This is a genomic window from Streptomyces sp. YIM S03343 (assembly GCF_054729195.1).
In genome coordinates this window covers 1-22,029 of record NZ_JBPUKX010000003.1, presented here as the reverse complement: position 1 = coordinate 22,029, position 22,029 = coordinate 1, and the positions used below count along the sequence as shown (strand labels likewise).

Below are 22,029 nucleotides of genomic sequence, written 5' to 3'. Positions count from 1 at the left end.
CACACCGCCCACACCCCTGCCCAGCACGTCCGGGCAAGTCTAGGGATCCACCAAAACGCCCTGAGCCGCGGCGAGTTGTGAAGCCTAGGGATTTCCTCGCCCGGCCCCCGCCACGCTGGAGTGTCCGGTCCGTCCCGCCCGCCGCCCCACCCCGGGCGACGAACCCAGCGAGGCCCCATGCCCCACCCCCCCACCTCACCCCCGTCGTCCCGCACCACCCTCCTACGAGCCGGTACGGCAACGGGCGAACGCATCCGTCTGAGCGTCTACGACCTGGTGAACGGCACCTTCGCCACGCCCCGTGTCTTCTTCTACCGCCGGAGACTGGACGCCGCCGCCCTCCGCGACTCCCTGACGGCCACCCTCCCCCGCTTCCCCCTCCTCACCGGCCGACTGGTCCGCGACCCCGACGGCGGCCTGAGCGTCGACTGCAACGACGCGGGCATCCCGTTCACGGAGACGCACAGCGACCGCCCCATGCCGGACTACGGCCCCGACCACCCGGCCCGACCGGACCTGAACACCTACCTCCACCGCGCGAACGCCTTCCGGGTCGTCGACCGGGACACCCCGCTCCTGACGGTACGCATCACCCATATGCGGGACGGCGGCTCGGTCCTCGGCATAGCGATCAACCACAGCATCGCCGACGGCGTGAGCCACCTGGCCTTCCTACGCCACTGGCAGCTGCTCCACGCGGGCCAGGAGCCCCCGGCCCAGGTCCCGTACGACCGGACCCCCTTCAACACCCTGGCAGCCCCCGAAGCGGAGCCGCACAGCACCCAGTACTCGGTCGTCAGCGGCTGGCGGAAGGTTCGCTTCATCGTGCGGGTGAACGCCGGCGCCCGAGCCCTGCGCACGATCACGCTGCGCTTCACGGCGGACGAGATCGCGGCCCTGAAGGACCAGGCGAGCACGGCACTGCCCCCCGCAACCCCCCGTATCTCCAGCAGCGACGCCCTGACGGCCCACCTCTGGCAGGTCCTGGCCGCCCTACGAGCCCGCCCCGCGGCCACTCCCGAACGCCTGGGCGTCGTAGTCGGCCTGCGCCGGCCCCTGCGCGACCGCCTCCCCCACGGCTACTGGGGCAACGGCATCACGAACGTCACCGCGGAACTCCCCGCCCGCCGGCTCCGCGAGGCCCCCCTCTCCGAGGCTGCGGCAACGGTACGAGAGGCGGTCGCCGGCCTCACCGAGTCCCGCATCCGCGACGAGGCGGCCTACCTGGAGACCCAACGCCGAGCCCGCCGCATCCCCCGGGTCCTGAGCCGTATGGCCCTGGACTCCTTCGACACCCTGATCGGCATCAACAACGTGGGCCGACTCCCGGTCTACGACCTCGACTTCGGCGCAGACCGCCCCTTCTGGTTCGGCTTCCCACCCAACCCGATCCCGTGGTCCGTCCTGATCACCCCGACCCCAACTCCCGGCGCCGGCCGAGACATCCACATCGGAGTTCCCCGCGCAATCGCCGAGGCGTTGCAAACCCCGGAGTGGACAAAACGCCTGCATGCTCACGGCTGACCGTGCTCCCGGCTGACCGTGCTCCCGGCTGACCGCGCATACGGCAGACCGCGTATTCGGCTGGCCGCGCTTACGGGAGTGTTGCGCATGGATTTGCCCGCGCCAGAAAACTCGGGCGCGGGCAACTCCGCTGCTTTTAGGGGCGCGGGGCTGTATCGATTTGCGGCTGCGCCGCGTGGGCGCGACCAGCCACGACGAACTGTCAGCCGAAAACGCACCCCCCCCGCGCCCCAGCCGATCGCCTAGATCCCCGCCGCGGAGCGCAACGCCTCGACCCGATCCGTCCGCTCCCAGGTGAACCCAGGCAACTCCCGCCCAAAATGCCCGTACGCAGCCGTCTGCGCATAGATCGGCCGCAACAGATCAAGATCGCGGATGATCGCAGCAGGCCGAAGGTCGAACACCTCAGTGATCGCCCGCTCGATGGCCCCCTGCGGAGCAACCCCCGTACCGAACGTCTCGACGAACAGCCCCACCGGCTCCGCCTTGCCGATGGCGTAGGCGACCTGGACCTCGCACCGGGCGGCAAGCCCCGCCGCGACCACGTTCTTGGCGACCCACCGCATCGCGTACGCCGCCGAACGGTCCACCTTGGACGGGTCCTTGCCCGAGAAAGCACCGCCACCGTGCCGGGCCATACCGCCGTACGTGTCGATGATGATCTTGCGCCCGGTGAGACCCGCGTCCCCCATCGGGCCGCCGATCTCGAAGCGTCCGGTCGGGTTGACCAGCAGCCGGTAGTCGTCGCACTCCAGCTTGATGCCGTCCTCGGCCAGGCCGTCCAGGACGTGCTCGACGACCTCGTGCTGGACGTCCGGGGTGAGCAACGACCCCAGGTCGATGTCGGAGGCGTGCTGCGAGGAGACGACCACCGTGTCCAGCCGCAGCGGCTTGCTGCCCAGGTAGCCGATGGTGACCTGCGTCTTGCCGTCCGGGCGGAGGTAGGGGAGGGTGCCGTTCTTGCGGACCTCGGTGAGGCGGCGCGAGAGGCGGTGCGCCAGCTCGATGGGCAGCGGCATCAGGGACGGCGTCTCGTTCGTGGCGTAGCCGAACATCAGGCCCTGGTCACCCGCGCCCTGCCGGTCCAGCTCGTCCGCAATCCAACCTGCGGCGGCACCTTCCACCCGGCTCTCGTACGCCGTGTCGACGCCCTGCGCGATGTCCGGCGACTGCGCGCCGATCGACACCGAGACACCGCAGGACGCGCCGTCGAAGCCCTTGACGGAGGAGTCGTAGCCGATCTCCAGGATCTTGTTGCGGACCAGGGTCGCGATGTCCGCGTAGGCGGTGGTGGTGACCTCGCCGGCCACATGGACCTGGCCGGTCGTGATCAGCGTCTCCACGGCGACCCGGGACGCCGGGTCCTCGCGCAGCAGCGCATCGAGGATGGTGTCGCTGATCTGGTCGGCGATCTTGTCGGGATGGCCCTCGGTCACGGACTCCGAGGTGAACAGTCGGTGAGACACAAAGTGCTCCCTTTAGGCGCGGTGGGCGGTGAAGGTGGCGGACGTACGGGTGCGGAAGGGCAAGTCGTGGGTGCAAGCCGCTGACGGGAGGTGGGCCTCGGCCCACATCGCGAGAACTCCGGCTGCGTGGTCCACGGCCTCCGGCCAGGTGGCGCTCGCGCTCTCGTCGGCCCGGTCGCTCACGTACTTGACCAGCCGTACCGGCACCCCGAGCCGCCGGGCCACGGCCGCGACCGCGTACCCCTCCATGTCGACCAGATCGGCCTCCTCGGCGAGCCGGTCGCGGACGGCCGGGTCCGTGACGAACGCGTCCCCGGTCGCCAGCGTCGGGCCGGGGCCCTCCGACACGGTGAGCGGGGCGCCGTAGACGCGGCCGCTGAGCGAGTGCAGCAAGGTCGAGTCGAGGTCGTGCTGGAGGACCCGGGAGACCACGTGGACACCGTGGAAACCTTCCTTCAGCGCCCCGGCCGTGCCCAGATTGACGATCTCGCTCGGCGGTTCGCCGCGGGACAGCATCACGGCCAGGGCGGTGGCCGCGTTCACCTTGCCCATGCCGGTGATCAGCACCGGGAACCGGTCGTCCAGCCGCGCCGCCTCCTCGTCCACGGCCGCGACGAGCAGCGGGCGGTCACGCCGGATCTCGCCGTGCAGCCGCGGGCGGAACACCGGGTCGGTGATGGGGGGTTCGGGCAGGTGCGGGCGACGACGGGTCGTCGGGGGACTGGCCACGGCTTCTCCGCTTCTGTCAGCCGACGTCACGCTCGGTGTCGAAATCGTCGAGGTAGGCCCGCTTTGCCGCCGTGTCGCGCCCCGACCGCAGATACGCCGACCAGGCGCGCCGCTCGTGAGCGGTCACGTCCAGCTCGACGACGTCCTGGGTGGCGAGCTGGAGACCCGTCTCCTGCTCGTAGGGGCGCCAGTCGCCGTGGGTGGCGTCGCTGCGGGTGTAGATCGCCTGGACCAGCTCGTTGCGGTCCCGCCAGACGCAGACCTGCATGACATAGAAGTCCGTGGTGCAGCGGTGCAGCAGTACGTGGCCGAGTTCCCGGCGGAACTCCAGCCGTCCCGCCTCCGTCTGCGCGTGCAGGAACTCCCTTGCCTCGGCGCTGACTTCTGGGGTGACGTCCTGCCCGGCGACCCGGATGTCGTACCACTTCAGCAGGGCGCCCGGCAGGGCGAGGTGCCCGCCGGGGACGCTGTGGTGCACCGGGTGCGTCCAGTCGCCGTAGTCGGCGTAGCCGTCCAGAGCGTCCGTAGCGTCTGTAGCGTCCGTGACGCCTTCGGTGCCGCCGGCAGCCACTCCCATACCCATCTCAGGCGGCCTCCTCGGCCAGGGAGCCCGAGACCGTCGTGTGGGCGCTCGCGAACAGCTGCGGGTGCGCGGCGCGGATGCCGCCGACGACCAGGTCGTAGGGGACATCGTCGAAGGAGCCGTGCTCGTGGAGAAACTCCATGTGCCTGCGGCCGTCCTCGTCGTACGGGTGGTACAGACTGTCCGTCTTCCCGTCGAAGTCCAGCGGCTTCATCTTGTACAGCCTGCACAGCAGCTTGTTGAAGACCGGTGTGGCCTTCACCCACCTGCCGTCCAGGTTGACCACGGTCAGGCTGTGGAAGCGGAACACGTCGCCGCCGACCAGTTCGCGCAGCCGGGGCGAGGCGAGGTGGTTGCGTACGTCGCCGTAGTAGACCTTGCTCGGGACGCCCACGGCGCGCAGCGCGGCCGCGTACAGGATGGACTTGTGGACGCAGAATCCGAAGCCCTTCTCCAGCACGCCGGTCGCGCTCAGGCCGTGACGGGTCAGGTCGGCGCCGTAGACCTCGTAGGTGATGCCGTCGCGGACGGCGTAGAAGAGGGCTATGGCCTTCTCGGTGCCGGTCGCCGTGCCGGGGACGGACGCGTCGGCGAGGGTCTTGTCGACGAACTCCCGTACGCCGGGGGAGTCGTGGTCCAGGAACTCGGTCGCTGCCAGCGTCGGCGCCTCGGCCGTCGTGGCGCCGGTGGTGTGCTCTGCCATGTCGTGGGGCTTCCTTCCGGATCCATGCGGGATCCATGTGCCGGATCTTCCGGATCCACATGTCTGATCCACATGCCGGATCCTCCTGCTCAAGCCGGCCTGACCGGACGGTTCAGGCCCATCAGGGCGGCCAGCCGCTGGCGTTGGATCTCCGAGGTGCCGGAGTAGATCCGCCCACCGACGGCGTCCCGCAGGTCCTTCTCGACGCCGAACTCGCTGACGTAGCCGTAACCGCCGAAGACCTGGATCGCGTTGAGCGCGGAGCGCACATTGGCCTCGCTCACCACCAGCTTGGTGATGGCGACGTCGCTCGCCGCGTCGGCCTTGGAGTGGACCTTCTCGGCGGTGTCGTGGATCCACTTCTGCGAGGTCTCGAGGTCGATCCGCATCTCGACGATCATGTTGGCGACGGACTGGTTGGCGCCGATGACCGTACCGAACTGGGTGCGCGTGCGGGCGTACTCCACGCACCGCTCCAGGCGCCGGCGCATCTCACCGACGTTGATCCCGAAGCCGCACAGGATCTCCCACTTCATCACGTGGTCGAAGATGAGGAACCCGGCGCCCTTGCTGCCGACGACGTGGTCCCGGGGCACGCGTACGTCGTCCAGGAACACCTCGGACAAGGGTGAAGTGCGCAGCCCCATCTTCGAGATGGGGCTGCCCACGGTCAGTCCCGGGGTGTCCCGGTGGACCAGGAACGCGGTGATCCCGGCGAGGTCACCGGGTGGGCCGGTACGGGCGTAGACGACGATGAGATCTGCGATGGAGGCGTTGCTGATGAACGACTTGCTGCCGCTCAGCACATAGTCGTCGCCGTCCAGGACGGCGGTGGTGCGCATCCCCATCACATCGGAGCCGCCGGACGGTTCGGTGATGGCGTGCGCGCCGATCATCGAGCCGGCGCAGATCTCCGGCAGATAGCGGGCCTTGAGGGCCGAGGAACCGAAGCGCTGGAGCGGGATGCCGGTGCTCACGATGTGGGTGGACACCGAGAAGTTCAGCCCGGAGTCCTGGCACGCGTAGCCGAGTTCCTCCAGCACATGGACGGTGGTCGGCAGGTCCTGGCCCAGCCCGCCGTACTGCGGGTCGAACGGCAGCCCGAACAGGCCCACGTCCTTGAGACGTTGCCAGCCGTCCCGGTCGAAGGTGCCGGTCCGGTCGCGTTCGAGGTGGTCGGTGCCGGCCTTCGCGGCGACGGCGCCGATCGCCTCGCGCAGTTCCTGCTGTTCCTCGCTCCAGCGTTTCATGATGGGGCTTCCGTCTCGTCAGTACTGGGAGAAGGCCTCGTCGCTCAGGCTGTGGCTCTCGTCGCCCCGCAGCGGCGGGTTGAACACGCTCACCAGCTCCAGGTCCTCGTCCGGGGACGCGATCAGGAAGTGCGCGTCGTGGTCGTCGAGGACGTACAGCACACCGGGAGTGAGGTCCGCGGCCACGCTGCCGTCGGCGGCCTCCACCCGGCCCGAGCCCTTGATGCAGTAGCAGGCCTCCAGGTGACGGCGGTACTGGAGCCGCGACTTGGTGCCCGCCCGGACGAAGGTGTGGCAGATGCCGAAGCCCATGTTGTCCGTCTCGACCAGGAGACGGTGGCTCGGACCGCTGCCCCATTCGACCGGGGCGACCTTGGACTTCTCGCGAATGAACATGTTCTGTCTCTCCAGGGTGTGGGTCTCGGGGGAACCTCGGGGGGAGGGGACGGGTGGGCGTGCGGGTGCTGAGCGCTCCGCTGGGAGGGGAGTGCGCGTGGGGGAAGGGGGTTGTGGCTCCCTGGTCAGTCGGTCGTGACGCCGGCGAAGCGCTGGACGACCTTCTCCATGGCGGCGACCGACCGGAAGTCCTCCGGGGAGATCTCCAGGTCGGCGAACGGGATGTCGTAGCGGTCGCCCAGCCACTCGATCAGCCGCAGCAGATCCAGGCTGCTGATCACGCCGGTCTCCAGCAGGTCGTAGGTCGGCTCCAGTTCGGACGCGGGGGTGCCGGGCAGATACTCGGACACGATGTACGCGGTGATGTCGCGTTGGACGGTCATGCGATCTTCTCCATCAGACGGCGACGGCTCACCTTGCCGGTGGGGCCGGTCGGCAGCGGTTCGGTCATCAGGTGGAACACGGTGGGAATGGCCGCCCGGTTGACCTGGGCGGCGCAGTAGCTGCGCAGCTGGAGCCTGGTCACCGCGTCGTCGCCGAACCGGACGAAGGCGTGCAGCGCGCTTCCCGAGGCGGGATCCGGTACGGCGACCACTGCAGCCTCGGCGACCGCCGGATGGATCTGGATGACCCGCTCGACCTCCTCCAGATTGATGCGCACCCCGCGCACCTTGACCTGGGAGTCGGTACGGCCCACCAGGGTCAGCTCGCCGTCGTCGGAGCGGGTGACGACATCACCGGTGCGGTACCAGGTGTGGTCGCCGCGCACGGTGAACTTGTCGTTCAGGCCCGCCGCCCGCGCCCCCGCCTCACCGAGGTAGCCGGTGGTCTGGAACGGGGTGGAGACCAGGAGTTCACCGGTGCCGGGGCCGTGCAGCACCTCGCCCTGGGCCAGGACCTCCACCAGCACACCCGGCAGCGGGCTGCCCAGCGGCAGGACGTCACGGTCGGCGGCCCGGTCCGCGGCGAAGGTGTGGATCATGCTGTCGTTGGTCTCGGTGCAGCCGTACACGTTGTGCAGCCGGGCCTCGGGGAACAGCCGGGCCAGCCCTGCCCGCACCGGGCGCGGCACATGGTCGCCGGTCAGCAGCACCTCGCGCACGCTGGGGAAGTCGGACGCGGTGCCCGACTCCGTCAGCAGCGACTCCGTCAGCAGCCGGAAGAACATCGGCACCGCCTGCACCACATGCGGCCTGGTGCTGGCCAGCAGCCCGATCAGATACCGCGGGTCGAGACACCGGTCGTGGTCCACCGGTACGACCGAGCCGCCGTGCCGCAGCGTCGCCCAGATGTCGAGGAGGGTGAGATCGAAGTTGAGGGGGGCGAAGTTGAGCACCCGGCTGCCGGGACCCAGGTCGAAGGCGGTGCCGGCCCAGGAGGTGAAGGCGTCGATGCCGTCGCCGCTGAGCGGGACCAGCTTGGGGATGCCGGTGGAGCCGGAGGTGGTGAGCAGCAGGGCGGTGTCCGGGGGGAGCCGGGGTGCTGTGACGCTGCCGCTGTCCTCGTCCCCCTCTGTACGACGGTGCGTCAGTTCGTCGCCGAAGACGCTGAGTACGGCCTGGCTGCCGCTGCGGGCCACCAGGTCGGCCAGGAGGTCCCGGCCGAGCTCGGTGGAGGCCAGCAGCAGCGGGCGGCCGGTCTGGAGACAGGCCAGCACGGTCGCGATCGCCGCAGCGGACTTGGTCGCCTGGAGGGCGAGCGGGCGGCCGAAGTCGGGGTACTCGGCGGCCAGTTCGGCACCGATCCGGTCCGCGGCGGCGGCCAGCTCGGCATAGGTGACGACCTGGCCACCGGCGCTGCCGAACAGCAGCGCCGGGGCGTCCGGGGTCTGCTTCGCGCGCTCTGTGACGTCACCTGCCAGCGATCTGGACATGGCTCCCCCTCGAGTCGGACATCGGACCTGATGGACCTGATGGATGTGCTGCTAATTCTGCTGCTGATTCTGGTGCTGGTTTTCTCCGCTATTCTGCGGGCGTTGCACTATTGCTTTCTTCGGGCGAGTGGCGGGGTTTTATACCCCTACTTTGGTCCGGTATTGAACAAGTGCAGGGAAATCCCACCCGGGCGATGCGCCAAGGGAATCAGAGAAAAGTGGATGTCCTCAGAAATTCCCGCCCTGCCGTCCCGCGAGAACGCCTCGGTCCCATGCGCAGACGATGGCCTGCGCGCGATTCCGGACGCCCAGTTTGCGCAGCAGATTGGACACATGGAATTTCACGGTCTTCTCGCTCAGCACCAGCGCCTCGGCGACCTCGCCGTTGGACATGCCGGCCGCGACCAGGTCGAAGATCTCCCGCTCACGCGAGGTCAGCGAGGACACCCGGGGCGGATCGGGCTGCGGCGGCACGCGCCGTACCAGCAGGTCCACCAGACGGCGGGTCAGCGGCGGCGGGAGGACGGCGTGGCCTGCCGCCACGGCCCGGATCGCGGCGGCGATCTCGCTCAGCGCGGCATCCTGGAGCACGAAGCCGTCGGCCCCGGCCCACAGATACTCCAGCGCCCCGGCGTCCAGGGCCTGAGCACCCCGGGCTTCCGGCATACCCCGGCTCCCCGGGCTGCCAGGTCCGCCCCGGCCCGGCCGACCGTCGTGGCCGCCCTCGCCGACGAGGACGATCGCCGCCGTACGCCGAGCGCCGGGCCCGAGGGCGCGCAGGACATCGGCGGTGTCCCAGCCGGGATCGGAGTCGTCGATCAGTACGACGCGCGGCGCCGCCGTGTCCAGCAGGCGACGCAGTTGGGGCCAGGACGCGGCCTCCCCGGCCGACCGGAGACCGGGTTCCTGGGTCAGCAGGGCGCGCAGCGCCGTGACGAGCAGCGGCCGCCGGGCCAGTACGGCGACCCGGACCGGTCCGGTGCCGGGCATGGCGCCGGGGCCGCCGGGAACGTTGGTGGGCATGGGTGGCTCGACCTCCTAGCGTTCTTCCGGCCGCGCGACCGGAACGGCCACCGTGAGCAGCCGTTCGGGGCGGGGCGCCGGCTCACCCTCGGGGCGGCCGTCACTGTGACCGCCGGGGCGCCTGAACCGCCGTAGCCGCTCCGACCCGCTCCGCGCCCGCAGCTGGTCCTCGCCGAGCAGGATGCTCGCCACGATCACCACACCGCCGACCGGCACGTTCCAGCTGATCGTCTCGCCGAGGAACACCGCGCTGATGATCAGGCTGATGAACGGCACGAGGTAGTTGACCGCGGAGGCGCCGGTCGCGCCGATGTCAGCGATCAGCCGGTTGTAGAGGACGTAGGCGAGCCCGGTGCCGAACACCCCGAGCAGCACGATGCTCAGGGCCACCTGCCAGGTGACCGACGGGGTGCGCCACCCCAGGAACGGCAGCAGCGCCGCCTGGAGGACCATCGCGACCAGGGTCTGGGCGGCCGCCGACGAGATCGGCGGGATGCCCCGGTCGGAGAGGAACTTGCGGACGAACACGGCGTGTCCGGCGTAGATCACGGCGACGGCCAGACAGGCCAGCTCCCCGCCGACGGTGCCGGTCGCCCCGTGCCACGGTGCGATGACCAGCACGATCCCGGCGAAACCGAGGGCCACCCCGAAGCCGCGCCGCAGTGTCGCCCGCTCGCTGCGCAGCTGCACGGTGGCCAGGCCCAGCGTCAGCACCGGGGTGGCCCCGGTGAGCACGCCGGCCATGGCGGCGCTGGTGTGCTGCTCGCCCCAGGCCAGCAGCAGGAACGGGGCGACCATACCGAGCACGGTGGTGACGGTGATGTGCACCCACACGAACCCGAACCGCGGCAGCCGGGCCCCGGTGACCGCGCCGACGACGGCCAGGACCGCCGCCCCGAGGACCAGCCGGGCCAGCACCAGCTGACCGGGGTTCAGCCCTTCGCCGGACACCTTGATCAGGGGATAGCTGGAGCCCCAGATGATTCCCAGGGCCAAGAACTGGAGGGCGCTGACACGCTTCACGGGATCGTCCCGTCCCTTCTCTCGCGCGCGGCTGGCTCAGATGCCGACTTGCACAGGCGCCGGTCGGCTCCGGCATCGGTCGGGTTCAGGCGTTGACCAGCGCCGGAATGCTGTCTAGCCCCTTTTCGAGGGCGGCGGGGTCGATGCTGTCGTCGGCGAGGGTGCCGCTGAGGTAGCGGTCGTAGGCGCTGAGGTCGAAGTTGCCGTGCCCGGACAGCCCGAACAGGATGGTCTTCGCCACACCCTCCTCACGGCAGCGCACCGCTTCGTCGACCGCGCCGCGGATCGCGTGCGTGGACTCGGGGGCGGGCACGATGCCTTCGGTACGGGCGAACAGCACACCCGCCTCGAAGCAGTCCCGCTGGCGCAGTGCGACCGCCTCCATCAGGCCCTCCTCCACCACCCGGCTGACCAGCGGGGCGATGTTGTGCGCCCGCAGACCGCCCGCGTGCACGGCCGGCGGCACGAACTGGTGGCCCAGGGTGTGGGTGCGGGTCAGAGAGGTGAGCCCGGCGGTGTCCGAGTAGTCGTAGGCGATCCGGCCCTGGGTGAGCGACGGGCAGGCCGCGGGCTCCGCGGCGATCAGGCGGATCTGCGGGCCGCCGTGCAGCTGCGCGCGCAGGAACGGGAACGACAGACCGGCCAGGTTGCTGCCGCCGCCGGCGCAGCCGACCACGATGTCGGGGTAGTCCCCGGCCTTCTCCATCTGGATGATGGCCTCCTGGCCGATGACCGTCTGGTGCGCGCACACATGGTTGAGCGCGCTGCCGCGGGTGTAGCCCCAGCGCGGGTCGGAGAACGCCACCTGGAGCGCCTCGGACTTGGCGATGCCGAGGCTGCCCGGGTGCTCCGGGTCCTCCTTCAGCACGGCCCGCCCGGCCTCGGTCTCCATGCTCGGGCTCGGAGTGCAGCTCGCGCCGAACGTCTCCATCAGCGCGCGGCGATACGGCTTCTGCTGGAAACTCACCTTCACCATGAAGACCTTGGCCTCCATGCCGAACAGCGACGCCGCGAAGGCGACCGCGCTGCCCCATTGCCCGGCGCCGGTCTCGGCGATCAGTCCGGTGCGGCCCGCACGCTTGTTGTAATAGGCCTGCGGGATCGCGGAGTTCGGTTTGAAGCTGCCGGTCGGCGCCACGCCCTCGTACTTGAAGTAGATCCGCGCCGGGGTGTCCAGGGCCTTCTCCAGACCGCGGGCGCGCAGCAGCGGGGAGGGCCGCCAGCGTGCGTAGAACTGCCGTACCTCTCCGGGGATCTCGAACTCCGGCTCCCGGCTGAGCTCCTGGTCGACCAGGGCCTCGGGCATCGTGCGGGCCATCTCGTCACGCGTGACCGGCCTGCCGGTCGCCGGGCTCAGCACCGGCGCCACATAATCGAGGTCGGCGGCGATGTTGTACCAGGTCTCGGGTATCTCCCGGGAGCTGAGTTCGAACCGTACCGGCTCTGTCATGGCTGCCTCTCTGCGCAATGGAATAGGTCGTGCGGTCACCGCGACCGTCGGTCTCCCGGGCCGTCACCTAGGCCCCGTCTGGACCCTGGGCCTGTCGTAGAGGCCGCCTTCGGACACGCGGCAAGGGGCAAGGGGCAAGGCCGCCTCCGGACAACGCATTCTCGCCAGCGGAGAGAGCGCACGGATACGGTGGCCGACAGGTGGTAGGGAAAACAATGGAATTCCCCGGCGACTTCGAAGACTGGTGATTCCACCAGTTTCCCGGCCGTCCCCGTCCGGTGTTCCGGGCCGTGTGCCACCGTGGTGGTCCGAGCCCGGGGCGGACCGTCCGGACCGTCCGGGCCGACCGGATCAGGGGATGGCAGACATGATTCGTCCAGTCACCGCCGAGGACCTCGGCCTGCTGCACTCGCTGGTGCACGGCATGGCCGAGAACGAGGAGGCGACCGAACAGATCAGCACCGGCGAGGACGAGTTGGGCCGCGCCCTGTTCGGGCCCGAGCCGGTGGCCTGGGCCCACTTCGCGGTCGACGACAAGACCGGCGAGGTCGTCGGGTACACCCTGTGGGCGCTCGTCCACAGCACCTGGCGCGGTACGGCGATCCACATCGACGACATCTACATCCGCCCCGACGCCATCGGCACCGGCGTCGACACCGCGCTGCTGAGCCATCTGGCCGCGATCTCCGCCGAGCGCGGTTACCGCCATATGCAGTGGTGGGGCCGGGTCACCAACGAACCGGTCGCCGCCTACTACCGTTCGCTCGGCGCGGAGATCCCCTCGGTGCAGGGCAAGGAACTCACCGTCTTCCGGCTCTCCGGCGCCCCGCTCGCGGACCTCGCCCGCCAGGCGTAGCCCCCGGCCCCTGGCTCCTGGCCCTTCGGACCTTCCCTCCCCCTGCGGCCGGTGCCGGCCTCCCCCCTTCGGGTCGGCACCGGCCGCCACACCGGTGGCCACACTGCGCGCACACATGACACGGACGCAGTGCGCGGACACAAAGAAGTCCCCGCTCCTGGACACCAGGGGCGGGGACTCTCACTCGGAGCGCCGGGCAGGCCTTGCACCTGCATTTCCCCGCAGGAAGCGGGGCGTCTTTCCTTGGACCACCAACGCGCGGCGCGCTTCCCCTTGTTCGCTTTGTTCGGGGCGGCGAGCTCAAGATCTACTCTACACCGTCCCGCTGGGTGCCCCGTACCAGTGCGTCGAGCTCCGCCTCGAACAGCAGCCCGGGGTCGAAGCCCATCCCCGTGAAGTGCCCGGCGAGTTCGAGGGACAGCACGCCGTGCAGCCGGGTCCAGACGGCGAGGGCGCGGCGCAGTACCGGCGTGGGTGCGGGGTGGCCGCGGTCCCACTCCCGGTGCTCGGCGAGATGGGCGTCGAACTCCGCCTCGTCCGGGTGGAGTTCGACGCCGTCGACCGGGAGGGCGGCGCAGGCGTCGAGCAGGGTGGCCATGATCTCGGCGGCGATGAGGGTGACGTCGTCGGGGGCGTGGTAGCCGGGCACGGGGGTGCCGTAGATGAGGAAGTACCGGTGAGGGTCCGTCAGGGCCCAGCGGCGCATCGCGTGGGCGAGGCCCTTGAGTCGCGCGGGGCCTGGGAGGTCCCCCTCGGATGCGGCGGACGCGGCGGCTTCCCGGCAGGTGTCGGCCAGGCTCCGGTAGGCGTCAGTGACGAGGGCGGTGATCAGCTCGTCGCGGCTGCCGAAGTAGCGGTAGAGCGCGGGACCCGTCATACCCATCCGCTTGGCGATGGCGTTCAGGGAGAGCGCGGAGGCGCCCGAGCCGGCGATCTGCTCCCAGGCGTGCTCCTTGATCTCGGTGCGCACCTGCGCACGGTACCGGTCCCGGGGGGAGGACACGGGGGTCGTGTGCTGGGCCATGGTTCACCACCTGTCGGACGATGGTTAGAGGCTATCACTGTCGGCATAGATGCTTAGAAAAACTTCCACCCGTCCTTGACGGGGCGGGGTGTCGCGGAGCATTGTTGTCCCCGGCGGTTAGAGCATCTAACGCAAGAAACATCTACTAACGGAGTCTGTGATGAGCACATCGAACACGAGCGCCCCGAACACCACCGAGCGCACCGAGGTCGTCCTGCCCGGCAAGGTCGAGCCCGAGGAGCTCCAGCTGCGCCGTGGCCCGGTGCCCGCCCCCGCCGCAGGCCAGGTCGTCGTCCGGGTGGAGGCGACCGGCGTGTCCTTCGCCGAGCAGCAGATGCGCCGCGGCCGGTACTACGACCAGCCGCCGTTCCCGTTCGTCCCCGGCTACGACCTCGTTGGCACCGTCGCCACGACCGGCCCCGGAGTGGACCCGGGCCTGCTCGGCACCCGGGTGGCGGCACTGACGAAGACCGGCGGCTGGGCCAGCCATGCGGTGCTGGACGCGGCCGACACGGTCGAGGTGCCCGAAGGCATCGGCGCCGCCGAGGCAGAGACCGCGGTGCTCAACGGGATCACCGCCTGGCAGATGCTGCACCGCAAGGCCCGGGTACGGCGCGGCGGCACGATCCTGGTGCACGGCGCCAACGGCGGCGTGGGCTCGGTCCTCGTCCAGCTCGCCGGTGCCGCCGGGGTCCGGGTCATCGGCACCGCCTCGCCCCGCCACCACGACGCCCTGCGCACCCGGGGCGTCACCCCCCTCGACTACCGCACCCCCGATCTCCCGGCCCGGGTGCGGGAGCTGGCCCCCGGCGGCGTGGACGCGGTCTTCGACCATGTGGGCGGCCCCGGCCTCACCGACTCCTGGCGGCTGCTCGCCCCCGGCGGCACCCTCGTCTCCTACGGCAGCGCGGCCACCCGCGACGCCACCGGCTCCAAGCAGTGGCCGGTGCTCAAGCTGCTGGCCCGCGTCTGGATGTGGAACGCGCTGCCCAACGGCCGCCACGCGTACTTCTTCAACGTCTGGGCGGGCAAAGCCCTTTCGAAGAACCGCTTCCGTGCCCGGCTGCGCGCCGACCTCACCCAGGTGTTCACCGCGCTGCGGCGCGGCGACATCACGGCCACCGTCGCCGCCGAACTCCCCCTGGACCGGGCGGCCGAGGCCCTGCGCCTCGCCGAGTCCGGCACGGTCAACGGCAAGGTCGTCCTCGTACCGTAGCCGTAGCCGTAGCCGTAGCCGTAGCCGCAGCCACCCGGCCACCCGGCCGCGCGGGCCGACCGGCGCACGAGAACCCGCAGCCGCCGGCCGACGTCCGTCAGCCCTCCTCGCCCCCCAGCGCCGTGCGCAGCTCGTTGCGCCGCCGTATCCCCAACTTGCGGTAGCTGTTGGTCAGATGGGTCTCCACCGTACGGCGGGCCAGATGCAGCAGGTCGGAGATCTCCGCGTTCGTCCGCCCCACGGCGGCCAGTTCGGCGATGCGGCGCTCGCTCCCGGTGAGCGAACCGGCCCCGGTGCGGGCCCTGGCACGCCGCGCACCGCCGTCCCGCAGCGCCCGCTCCGCGAGCCCCCGCAGCCGCAGCGCCCCCGCCGCCTCCGCCCGGTCGGCAGCCTCCCGCAGAACTTCCCGCGCCCGGGATGTCTCCCCGGCGGACGCCAGCTGACGGCCGAGCGCCAGCAGCGCCGACACCAGTTCCGTGACCGCGGGGGAGTCCCGCAGCAGCCCTACCGCCTCCGTGGTCAGCTCCAGACCGTGCCGGCCGCCCGTCGCCGTACCGAGGACCCGCAGCGCCCGCCCCTGGGTGCGGGGCGTGTTCCACAGCCGGGCCAGCCGCAGTTCCTCCTCGGCCAGCGCGAGCGCGTCCCTGGGGTGGCCGAGCGCCAGCCGGCACTCGGCGGTGGCCGTGCGCCACGGGGTGACGACCGGGCTGACCACTTCGCGGGCCGACTGACGGCGCCCGCACTCCACGAAGTCGTGCACGGCGGTGGCCGGATCGCCGGTGGCGGCGCGCAGCACACCCCGCGCGTACAGGAAGCGGTTCACCTCCCAGGAGTCGGACGCCTCCCGCAGATCGAAGGCTGCCGCGAGCCGCTCCGCCTCCGCAAGCCGATCCGTCTCCACCAGCGCGATCAGGGCCTGCGCATGGGCGTTGAGGGGCGCCGGACAGGCGGCGGACGGGGGCGGCGGCAGCGGCTCGGCCAGCAGCAGCGCCCAGTCGCCGCGTGCCGCCGCCGTGTCGGTACGGACGTTCAGTAGTGCCGCGTGCATCGGGTGCAGGACGTCGGGGAGGGCGGCCAGACCGCGCTGCACCAGGCGTTCGGTCTCGTCGAGGTCGTCGGCCCACTGACTGACCGCGGCCGCGGTGCCCACCAGGAACGGCTCGGACAGCGGATCGGCGGGCTCGGCGAGCAGGGCTTGCAGCCGGGCCGTCGCGCCCCGGGCGGACAGCAGCCCGGCGGTCGCCGCGTGCCGTACCAGCAGCGCCTGCCCGGCCGCGCCGACCAGCTCGGGAGAGTGCTCCGCGGTCCGCGCCAGCGAGCCGTACACCTCCTGGCGGACCTCGCCGTCCCCGTCCGCAGCCAGCAGCGCGGACGCCGTCTGGAGGGTGCGCACCAGATCGGGGCGGTCGGCCAGCTGGCCGTCCACCGAGCGCAGCACCTCCACGGCGGCGCGGGTACGGCCCTTGCCGGTCAGCGCCGTACCGAGAGCCACCGCGGCCCGCACCCGGTCCAGCGGGGTGCCCGGCAGCCGCAGCGCCTCCACCAGCCGGGGGATGCCGGCCGAGGCGTACCCGGCGGTGTACTCCAGACTGCCCAGCTCGGTCAGCAGCGGCTGACGGCGGTTGTCGGCCAGCGGCTCCTGGAGCGTGCGGCGCAGGAATGCCACCGCATCGCCGGAGCGGTGCTCGCGCAGCGCGAGGGAGGCCGCCTCCTGGAGCACGGCCAGTGCCCAGGGGGCGGCCACCGGATCGGCCAGCAGCAGCCGGCGGGCCACCGCGTCGGCGGAGGCGCCCCGGCGCAGCAGCGTCTTGGCGGCAGCCCGGTGCGCGGCATGCCGCCGTACGGCCGGTACGTCGGCGAGCACCGCGTCCCGCAGCAGCGGGTGGGCATAGGTGAGATGGCCGCCGGGACCGGGGCGCAGCAGACCGAGCCCGCTCATCGCGGTCAGCCAGCCCGCCACCCGCACCCGATCGGTGTCCGACAACTCGGCCAGCAGCCCGGCCTGGTCCTCGGCGGGACAGCAGGGCCCGCCGGGGCAGCCGGGCACGACGGCCGACGGGATGTCCATGGCGTCGCGCGCCCAGCCGCCCGCCGTCCGGTCCCAGCCCTCGTCCAGCACCGCCAGCGCCCGCGCCACCTCGGTCGTACCGGGCCCCGCGCTGTCCAGGCACCACGCCACCGCCTCCCGGTACGCCCCCGGATACAGGGCCGCGCAGGACACCGGCACCGTGGTGTGACGGCCCGCGCCGAGGTCGGTCAGCAGGGCGTGCAGCAGCAGCGGGCTGCACGCACCGGCCCGCACACAGCCGTCGACCCAGGACCGCGGGGCGTCCGGGAACACCGCCCGGACCCGGTCCGCGGACTGGCTCTCGGTGAGCGGGGTGAGGATGTGGGTGCGTACCAGGGCGGGCGCCAGGGTGTGCGCGATGCCCGGCGTGGGCGGGTCCACGTCGTACTGGCTGCGCTCGGTGACGGCCAGCACCAGCGGAAGCCGGTCCGCGTACCGGGCGGCCTCCACCAGCCAGCGGTGCGAGGCAGCATCGGCGAGATGGACGTCGTCCACCGCGACCAGCAGCGGTGCCCGCTCGGCGCAGGAACGCAGCACGCGCCACAGCCCGGCCGCGACGGTCCGCTCGTCGCCGTCCGCCGCAAGGTCCTCGAACTCCGGTACCGGACCCAGCAGTTGCAGCACCGTGGCGAAGGGGACCGCGGCGTCCGCAGGGGAGCAGCGGGCACGCAGCACCACCGTCCCGGCCTCGGCCGCCTCCGCGGCGGCCGCCTCCAGGACGGTCGTACGGCCCGTGCCGCTCGCGCCGCGCAGCAGCACGAGACAGCCGCTGCCGGACCGGGCACGCCGGGCCTCCGCGGCCACCAGCGCGACGGCTTCGCGCAGTTCAGGTAAATGATGCGACATGGCCACCTCTTCGCGCGGACCTGCTGGGGTTCCCCGTTGGAGACGGCTCGGCGAGCCGGGACATGCCTGAGTGCGGCGCGTGCGGAAGTGCGCCGCGGCCGGTCGGCCGTGGCGGCTGTCCGGGCACACCGTGGCCGGTCCGTCGCGGTGCCCGTCCGGGCACGCCGCCGCGGTCGGTGTGACACGGTCGCGGGGGTGAGCCGCTGTAGTGAGGGGCGGGGTCCGCCCGGAGCGCACCGCCGTGGTCGGCGTACGGCGGCGTGCTCCCGGGCGGACACCCGCTTCCGGGGCCTTCGCGCGGACCCCCAAGGCCGGAGCTCCCGCCCCCGCCCCCGCCCCCGCCCCCGCCCCCGCCCCCGCTCCCGCCCCCGTTCCTGCCTCCGCCCGCGTCGCCGGGCCCCGGGAACTTGTAGGCCTCTCGGGGTTGCGGACCCCCGTGGTCGTGGGCCTCTCGGGGCTGCGGAACCTCGTGGTCGTGGGACGTGGGATCTCGTGGTCGGTGTCGTGGTGTTCCACGATTGCCGCCGCCCCGCGGGTCACACGAGTGTGGACGTGTCACGCCTGTCACAGGCCCCGCGCGGGCGACGGGCACGAGAGCACAGGGGACGCGGTTGCACAGCACATCCCGCACCACATACAGCGGCCCGGCCACCCGGACGACCGCAGCGGCGGCCACCCGGACGACCGGAGGGGCAGCCACCCGGACGACCGGAGGGGCAGCCACCCGGACGACCGCAGCGGCGGTCGGCCGGACGACCGGAGGGGCAGCCACTCGCACGACGGGACCCGGCACCACGGCCGCACTCACCGCCCTGCCTTCCGCCGCAGGCGGCGCGGACGGCGCGGGACGGATCAAGGTGGCCGTGCACGCACCGGACCCGATCTCCCGGGAAGGCGCGATCTGCCAGCTGCGCCGCCACCCGGAGATCGAGCTGTGCGAGGAGGGCCAGGCCGCCCCCGGCACGGTGGCGGTCCTCATCGGCGACACCCTCGACGGGACCGGGCTCACCCGGCTGCGCCGACTGGTGCGCAGCGAGGGCGCGCGCGCCGTGCTCGTGGTGGGGACACTGCGCGAGAACGAGCTGCTCGATGTGATCGAGTGCGGGGTCGGCGCGATCGTCTGGCGCCACGAAGCCACCCATGACCGGCTGGCGCAGGCCGTGCTCGCGGCGGCGCGCGGCGACGGCGATCTGCCCGCCGATCTGCTCGGCAGGCTGATCAGCCAGGTCGGCACCCTGCACCGCGGTGCCGCCGGGCGGCCCGGGGTGCCGTCGTCGGTCCTGACGCAGCGCGAGATAGACGTGCTGCGGCTGGTGGCCGAGGGGCTCGACACCAAAGAGATCGCCGGCAAGCTGTCCTACTCCGAACGCACCGTCAAGAATGTGGTGCATGGTCTGACCACACGGTTGCATCTGCGCAACCGCGCTCACGCCGTCGCCCACGCACTGCGGGAAGGCTACATCTGACCGAACAGACATCCGACACCGGACCTTGGGGCAGCGGGATCTGCCCCGGCGTGTCTGTCGGGGCGGACGGACCGGCGGGCAGGATGGGCGGTGGGGCAAGGAAAGGCGAGTCGGCGTGATCCACGAGGTGGACCGGGTTCTGAAGGACCTGCTCCGGGGCGGTGCGCTGACCGGCTCCGGCATCGACGTCTCCTTCGAGGCCCCCACCCGCGACTGGTCCGCCCGCCGCAACGGCCCTGTCATCAATGCCTACTTGTACGACATCCGTGAGGACGTCAACCGGCGCCAGCGCGGCCATGTCGAGGTGCGCGACCAGCGGGATGTCGTGGTGAAACGCCGTCAGCCGCCGCGCTGGTTCCGCCTTTCGTACCTGGTGATCGCCTGGACCAAGCAGCCCGAGGACGAACACCGGCTGATCTCCGCCGTGCTGGCCACCCTGATCCCGCGCGAGATGCTCGCGCCCGAGGAACTCCCCGGCTCCCTGCGGGCGCTCGGTCTGTCGGTGCCGATCTCGGTGGCGGGCATCCAGACCGAGTCGCGCTCCCTCGCGGAGATCTGGTCCGCGCTCGGCGGCGAACTGCGCCCGTCCCTGGACGTGGTGGTCACCGCACCCTTCCACCCTGACCACCCCACGCCCCGAACAGGACCCCCGCCCCGCCACCACGACGGCGACGGCGGCCTCGGCTGCGGTGGACGCGTCTGCCGCCGCGGTACCGCAGGCACCGTCCGTCGGCGACACGGCTCCCGCGGAGCCGGTCCGCAGGGCGATCCCGGCGCCCGCCACCACCCCCGGTGCGGAGGGCGGGAACGAACCCGAGGCCACTCCGGACGCCACCCCGCGCGGCAACGACGAAGACGCCCCCGGCGCCCCCGAAGCCCGACGCGACCCCGAAGCACAGCATGACGCTGATGCCCGGGGCGACGACGTCGGCCGGCGTGATGGCACCGTCCGGCGTGATGGCACCGTCCGGGATGATGGCACCGTCCGGGATGATGGCACCGTCCGGGATGATGGCACCGTCCGGGATGATGGCACCGTCCGGGATGACGACGACCCCATGTCGGAGCGCGCCCGCCGCCTCCTCGTCCCTGTGGCCGACGCGGACCCCGCCCTGCCGTACCCCCTACGGTCGCCCCGGTGCTGCCCGGCAGGCCGGTCGCCCGGCGCCCCCAGACGGTACGCGCCCCCGGCCGGGAACTCGGAGCCGACGGCGGCATCCCCTGCCCCTGGTGCGGCACCCCCAACCACCCCGAACGCCACTACTGCACCCGCTGCGCCATGCCGATGGCGGCCGACGGCCACGCCACGGGCCGCCGACCCTGGTGGCGCCGTATCTTCGGCTTCGGCAGCCAGGAGACCCCATGGGCGGGCGACCGCCCCCGGCTGCGCCGTACCTTCGACCGGATCCTGACGTGGCTGGGCGTGGGCCTGGTCCTCACCCTTCTGGTCGTGCTGGCTGTGAACATCCCGCGCGGCATCCAGGCGACGAAGGACCATTTCTCCAAGCGCGCGCCGGTCGCCCCGGACAAGGTGACGGCGTCCCGCTCCTACCCCGGCCACCAGCCCGACCTGGCCTTCGACAAGCTGAACAACACCTGGTGGGGCCCGGGGATCACTCAGTCCGGCCAGGGCGAGTGGATCGAGGCGATTTTCACCGACCCGACGCGGCTGCTGGACCTGGTCGTCACCCCGGGCACGTCCACCCGCGCCGACCAGATCTCCCGGTCGGCCCTGCCGCACCGCATCAAGGCCACCGTCAGGACGGCCGATGGCACGACGCAGACCCGCGAACTCAACCTGGACCAGGGCGCCGGAGGCCAGCGCCGCCCGTTCCGCGTCAAGGACGCCGTGTCGGTCCGCTTCACCCTGGAGACGGCCTACGCGGCGGCCGCCGACAAGCAGGTCGCGATAGCCGAGATCGAGTTCTTCGGCCCGTCCAACAGCAGCTCCTGAAACGACGCGCACGCCCTGCGCCCCCGGCGGGGGACAGGGCGTGCGGCATGCCCGGGGCCGGGCCGTGCCGGCGTCAGCGTGCCACGGGCTGCGCGTCGCAGTGCCGGCTGGACAGGAGGAGGTTGATGACCTGGGTGCGGGTGCGGGTGGGGGTGTTGTTCCAGGCGGTGAGGAGTTCCAGGTCGTCGGAGAAGGCGCTGCCTTCGGGGTCGAGCCGGGTGCGTATGTGGGCGACGAGCGTGTTCACCTTCTCGTTGTGGGTGTGGGCGTTGCCGGTGGCGGCCCAGGCGAGGGCGCCGGTGAGGCTCGCTGCGTGGGGATCGTGGGGGGAGCCGATGCAGTGGAGGCTGTGCCCCTGACACCAGCCGCGCCGGGTGAGCAACAGGGCGCTGCGCCGCAGGACTTCGTCGATCTGGGCGGCGGTCTGGGGGGCGGCGGTGTGTGCGTCGGAGGAGTGGAGCTGCGTGGGCATTGGGGGTGGTTGCCTTTCGTGGCGGGAAATGTGGGTGCTGCGCCGGTGCCTTGGGGGATGAGGCGTCCGGCGCAGCGGGTGGTGTGGGGTGGAACCGGGTGGTGTGG

20 protein-coding genes are annotated in these 22,029 nt (G+C 71.8%); 6 read left to right on the top strand and 14 right to left on the bottom strand.

All coding sequences use genetic code 11. The annotated features are described in order from the left end of the window. Window positions 1-177 precede the first annotated feature (177 nt). Complete coding sequence (locus ACSYGN_RS40615; RefSeq protein ID WP_460405872.1) at window positions 178-1,524, top strand: acyltransferase; 1,347 nt, start codon at window positions 178-180, stop codon at window positions 1,522-1,524. Window positions 1,525-1,766: 242 nt separating this feature from the next. Here ACSYGN_RS40615 and metK read toward each other — a convergent pair whose 3' ends face one another. From metK to ACSYGN_RS40560, 11 genes are all read right to left on the bottom strand, one after another. After that, window positions 1,767-2,990 (bottom strand): methionine adenosyltransferase, encoded by a 1,224-nt coding sequence (gene metK / locus ACSYGN_RS40610; protein ID WP_460405870.1) that lies wholly within the window; start codon window positions 2,988-2,990, stop codon window positions 1,767-1,769. Window positions 2,991-3,002: 12 nt separating this feature from the next. Continuing rightward, window positions 3,003-3,719 carry a nucleosidase gene (locus ACSYGN_RS40605; protein WP_460405868.1) on the bottom strand — a complete coding sequence of 239 codons (717 nt, stop codon included), beginning with the start codon at window positions 3,717-3,719 and terminating at the stop codon, window positions 3,003-3,005. 16 nt (window positions 3,720-3,735) lie between these two features. Beyond that, window positions 3,736-4,302 (bottom strand): hypothetical protein, encoded by a 567-nt coding sequence (locus tag ACSYGN_RS40600; RefSeq protein WP_460405866.1) that lies wholly within the window; start codon window positions 4,300-4,302, stop codon window positions 3,736-3,738. 1 nt (window position 4,303) lies between these two features. Then, complete coding sequence (locus tag ACSYGN_RS40595; RefSeq protein WP_460405864.1) at window positions 4,304-5,005, bottom strand: transglutaminase-like domain-containing protein; 702 nt, start codon at window positions 5,003-5,005, stop codon at window positions 4,304-4,306. Between the two features lie 89 nt (window positions 5,006-5,094). Next, the gene (locus ACSYGN_RS40590) at window positions 5,095-6,255 is read right to left on the bottom strand and encodes an acyl-CoA dehydrogenase family protein (RefSeq protein WP_460405862.1); all 1,161 of its coding nucleotides are present in this window, start codon (window positions 6,253-6,255) and stop codon (window positions 5,095-5,097) included. Between the two features lie 18 nt (window positions 6,256-6,273). Next, window positions 6,274-6,651, bottom strand: coding sequence for an ectoine synthase (locus ACSYGN_RS40585; RefSeq protein WP_460405860.1), 378 nt, complete (start codon window positions 6,649-6,651; stop codon window positions 6,274-6,276). A 125-nt stretch (window positions 6,652-6,776) separates the two neighbouring features. Continuing rightward, on the bottom strand, window positions 6,777-7,034 hold the full coding sequence (locus ACSYGN_RS40580) for an acyl carrier protein (protein ID WP_460405858.1): 258 nt from the start codon (window positions 7,032-7,034) through the stop codon (window positions 6,777-6,779). Then, window positions 7,031-8,524, bottom strand: a complete 1,494-nt coding sequence (locus ACSYGN_RS40575; RefSeq protein WP_460405856.1) for an AMP-binding protein — start codon at window positions 8,522-8,524, stop codon at window positions 7,031-7,033. Before ACSYGN_RS40575 ends, ACSYGN_RS40580 begins: the two co-directional genes overlap by 4 nt. Window positions 8,525-8,752: 228 nt before the next feature. Beyond that, window positions 8,753-9,547: a LuxR C-terminal-related transcriptional regulator gene (locus ACSYGN_RS40570; RefSeq protein ID WP_460405854.1), complete on the bottom strand. Its 795-nt coding sequence runs from the start codon at window positions 9,545-9,547 to the stop codon at window positions 8,753-8,755. 15 nt (window positions 9,548-9,562) lie between these two features. Further along, a complete protein-coding gene (locus ACSYGN_RS40565; protein ID WP_460405852.1) occupies window positions 9,563-10,570 on the bottom strand; it encodes a DMT family transporter in 1,008 nt (335 codons plus the stop codon). 85 nt (window positions 10,571-10,655) lie between these two features. Then, window positions 10,656-12,020 carry a TrpB-like pyridoxal phosphate-dependent enzyme gene (locus ACSYGN_RS40560; RefSeq protein ID WP_460405850.1) on the bottom strand — a complete coding sequence of 455 codons (1,365 nt, stop codon included), beginning with the start codon at window positions 12,018-12,020 and terminating at the stop codon, window positions 10,656-10,658. A 367-nt stretch (window positions 12,021-12,387) separates the two neighbouring features. Between ACSYGN_RS40560 and ACSYGN_RS40555 the strand changes: the two genes are divergently transcribed. Continuing rightward, complete coding sequence (locus tag ACSYGN_RS40555) at window positions 12,388-12,876, top strand: GNAT family N-acetyltransferase (RefSeq protein ID WP_460405848.1); 489 nt, start codon at window positions 12,388-12,390, stop codon at window positions 12,874-12,876. A 307-nt stretch (window positions 12,877-13,183) separates the two neighbouring features. Here ACSYGN_RS40555 and ACSYGN_RS40550 read toward each other — a convergent pair whose 3' ends face one another. Then, complete coding sequence (locus tag ACSYGN_RS40550; RefSeq protein ID WP_460405846.1) at window positions 13,184-13,900, bottom strand: TetR/AcrR family transcriptional regulator; 717 nt, start codon at window positions 13,898-13,900, stop codon at window positions 13,184-13,186. A 160-nt stretch (window positions 13,901-14,060) separates the two neighbouring features. Between ACSYGN_RS40550 and ACSYGN_RS40545 the strand changes: the two genes are divergently transcribed. Further along, window positions 14,061-15,116 carry a medium chain dehydrogenase/reductase family protein gene (locus ACSYGN_RS40545; RefSeq protein ID WP_460405844.1) on the top strand — a complete coding sequence of 352 codons (1,056 nt, stop codon included), beginning with the start codon at window positions 14,061-14,063 and terminating at the stop codon, window positions 15,114-15,116. A gap of 97 nt (window positions 15,117-15,213) precedes the next feature. Here ACSYGN_RS40545 and ACSYGN_RS40540 read toward each other — a convergent pair whose 3' ends face one another. Next, entirely contained in the window at window positions 15,214-18,030 is a 2,817-nt protein-coding gene (locus tag ACSYGN_RS40540; RefSeq protein WP_460405842.1) for a helix-turn-helix transcriptional regulator, read from the bottom strand. An 812-nt stretch (window positions 18,031-18,842) separates the two neighbouring features. Between ACSYGN_RS40540 and ACSYGN_RS40535 the strand changes: the two genes are divergently transcribed. The 3 genes from ACSYGN_RS40535 to ACSYGN_RS40525 all read left to right on the top strand — a co-directional run bounded on the left by ACSYGN_RS40535 (window position 18,843) and on the right by ACSYGN_RS40525 (window position 21,450). Beyond that, window positions 18,843-19,496, top strand: coding sequence for a helix-turn-helix transcriptional regulator (locus ACSYGN_RS40535; RefSeq protein ID WP_460406244.1), 654 nt, complete (start codon window positions 18,843-18,845; stop codon window positions 19,494-19,496). 115 nt (window positions 19,497-19,611) lie between these two features. Continuing rightward, window positions 19,612-20,400: a Pvc16 family protein gene (locus ACSYGN_RS40530; RefSeq protein ID WP_460405840.1), complete on the top strand. Its 789-nt coding sequence runs from the start codon at window positions 19,612-19,614 to the stop codon at window positions 20,398-20,400. Window positions 20,401-20,634: 234 nt separating this feature from the next. Continuing rightward, a complete protein-coding gene (locus ACSYGN_RS40525) occupies window positions 20,635-21,450 on the top strand; it encodes an NADase-type glycan-binding domain-containing protein (RefSeq protein WP_460405838.1) in 816 nt (271 codons plus the stop codon). Window positions 21,451-21,523: 73 nt separating this feature from the next. On the opposite strand, the gene ACSYGN_RS40520 is transcribed toward ACSYGN_RS40525, so the two are convergent. Next, window positions 21,524-21,922, bottom strand: a complete 399-nt coding sequence (locus tag ACSYGN_RS40520; RefSeq protein WP_460405836.1) for a DUF6197 family protein — start codon at window positions 21,920-21,922, stop codon at window positions 21,524-21,526. Window positions 21,923-22,029 lie beyond the last annotated feature (107 nt).

Bases quoted from the DNA above. Each gene is read 5' to 3' on its own strand.
- ACSYGN_RS40615 (WP_460405872.1), top strand. From the start codon at position 178: ATGCCCCACCCCCCCACCTCACCCCCGTCGTCCCGCACCACCCTCCTA.
- ACSYGN_RS40600 (WP_460405866.1), bottom strand. From the start codon at position 4,302: ATGGGTATGGGAGTGGCTGCCGGCGGCACCGAAGGCGTCACGGACGCT.
- ACSYGN_RS40595 (WP_460405864.1), bottom strand. From the start codon at position 5,005: ATGGCAGAGCACACCACCGGCGCCACGACGGCCGAGGCGCCGACGCTG.
- ACSYGN_RS40590 (WP_460405862.1), bottom strand. From the start codon at position 6,255: ATGAAACGCTGGAGCGAGGAACAGCAGGAACTGCGCGAGGCGATCGGC.
- ACSYGN_RS40585 (WP_460405860.1), bottom strand. From the start codon at position 6,651: ATGTTCATTCGCGAGAAGTCCAAGGTCGCCCCGGTCGAATGGGGCAGC.
- ACSYGN_RS40580 (WP_460405858.1), bottom strand. From the start codon at position 7,034: ATGACCGTCCAACGCGACATCACCGCGTACATCGTGTCCGAGTATCTG.
- ACSYGN_RS40575 (WP_460405856.1), bottom strand. From the start codon at position 8,524: ATGTCCAGATCGCTGGCAGGTGACGTCACAGAGCGCGCGAAGCAGACC.
- ACSYGN_RS40570 (WP_460405854.1), bottom strand. From the start codon at position 9,547: ATGCCCACCAACGTTCCCGGCGGCCCCGGCGCCATGCCCGGCACCGGA.
- ACSYGN_RS40560 (WP_460405850.1), bottom strand. From the start codon at position 12,020: ATGACAGAGCCGGTACGGTTCGAACTCAGCTCCCGGGAGATACCCGAG.
- ACSYGN_RS40555 (WP_460405848.1), top strand. From the start codon at position 12,388: ATGATTCGTCCAGTCACCGCCGAGGACCTCGGCCTGCTGCACTCGCTG.
- ACSYGN_RS40550 (WP_460405846.1), bottom strand. From the start codon at position 13,900: ATGGCCCAGCACACGACCCCCGTGTCCTCCCCCCGGGACCGGTACCGT.
- ACSYGN_RS40545 (WP_460405844.1), top strand. From the start codon at position 14,061: ATGAGCACATCGAACACGAGCGCCCCGAACACCACCGAGCGCACCGAG.
- ACSYGN_RS40540 (WP_460405842.1), bottom strand. From the start codon at position 18,030: ATGTCGCATCATTTACCTGAACTGCGCGAAGCCGTCGCGCTGGTGGCC.
- ACSYGN_RS40520 (WP_460405836.1), bottom strand. From the start codon at position 21,922: ATGCCCACGCAGCTCCACTCCTCCGACGCACACACCGCCGCCCCCCAG.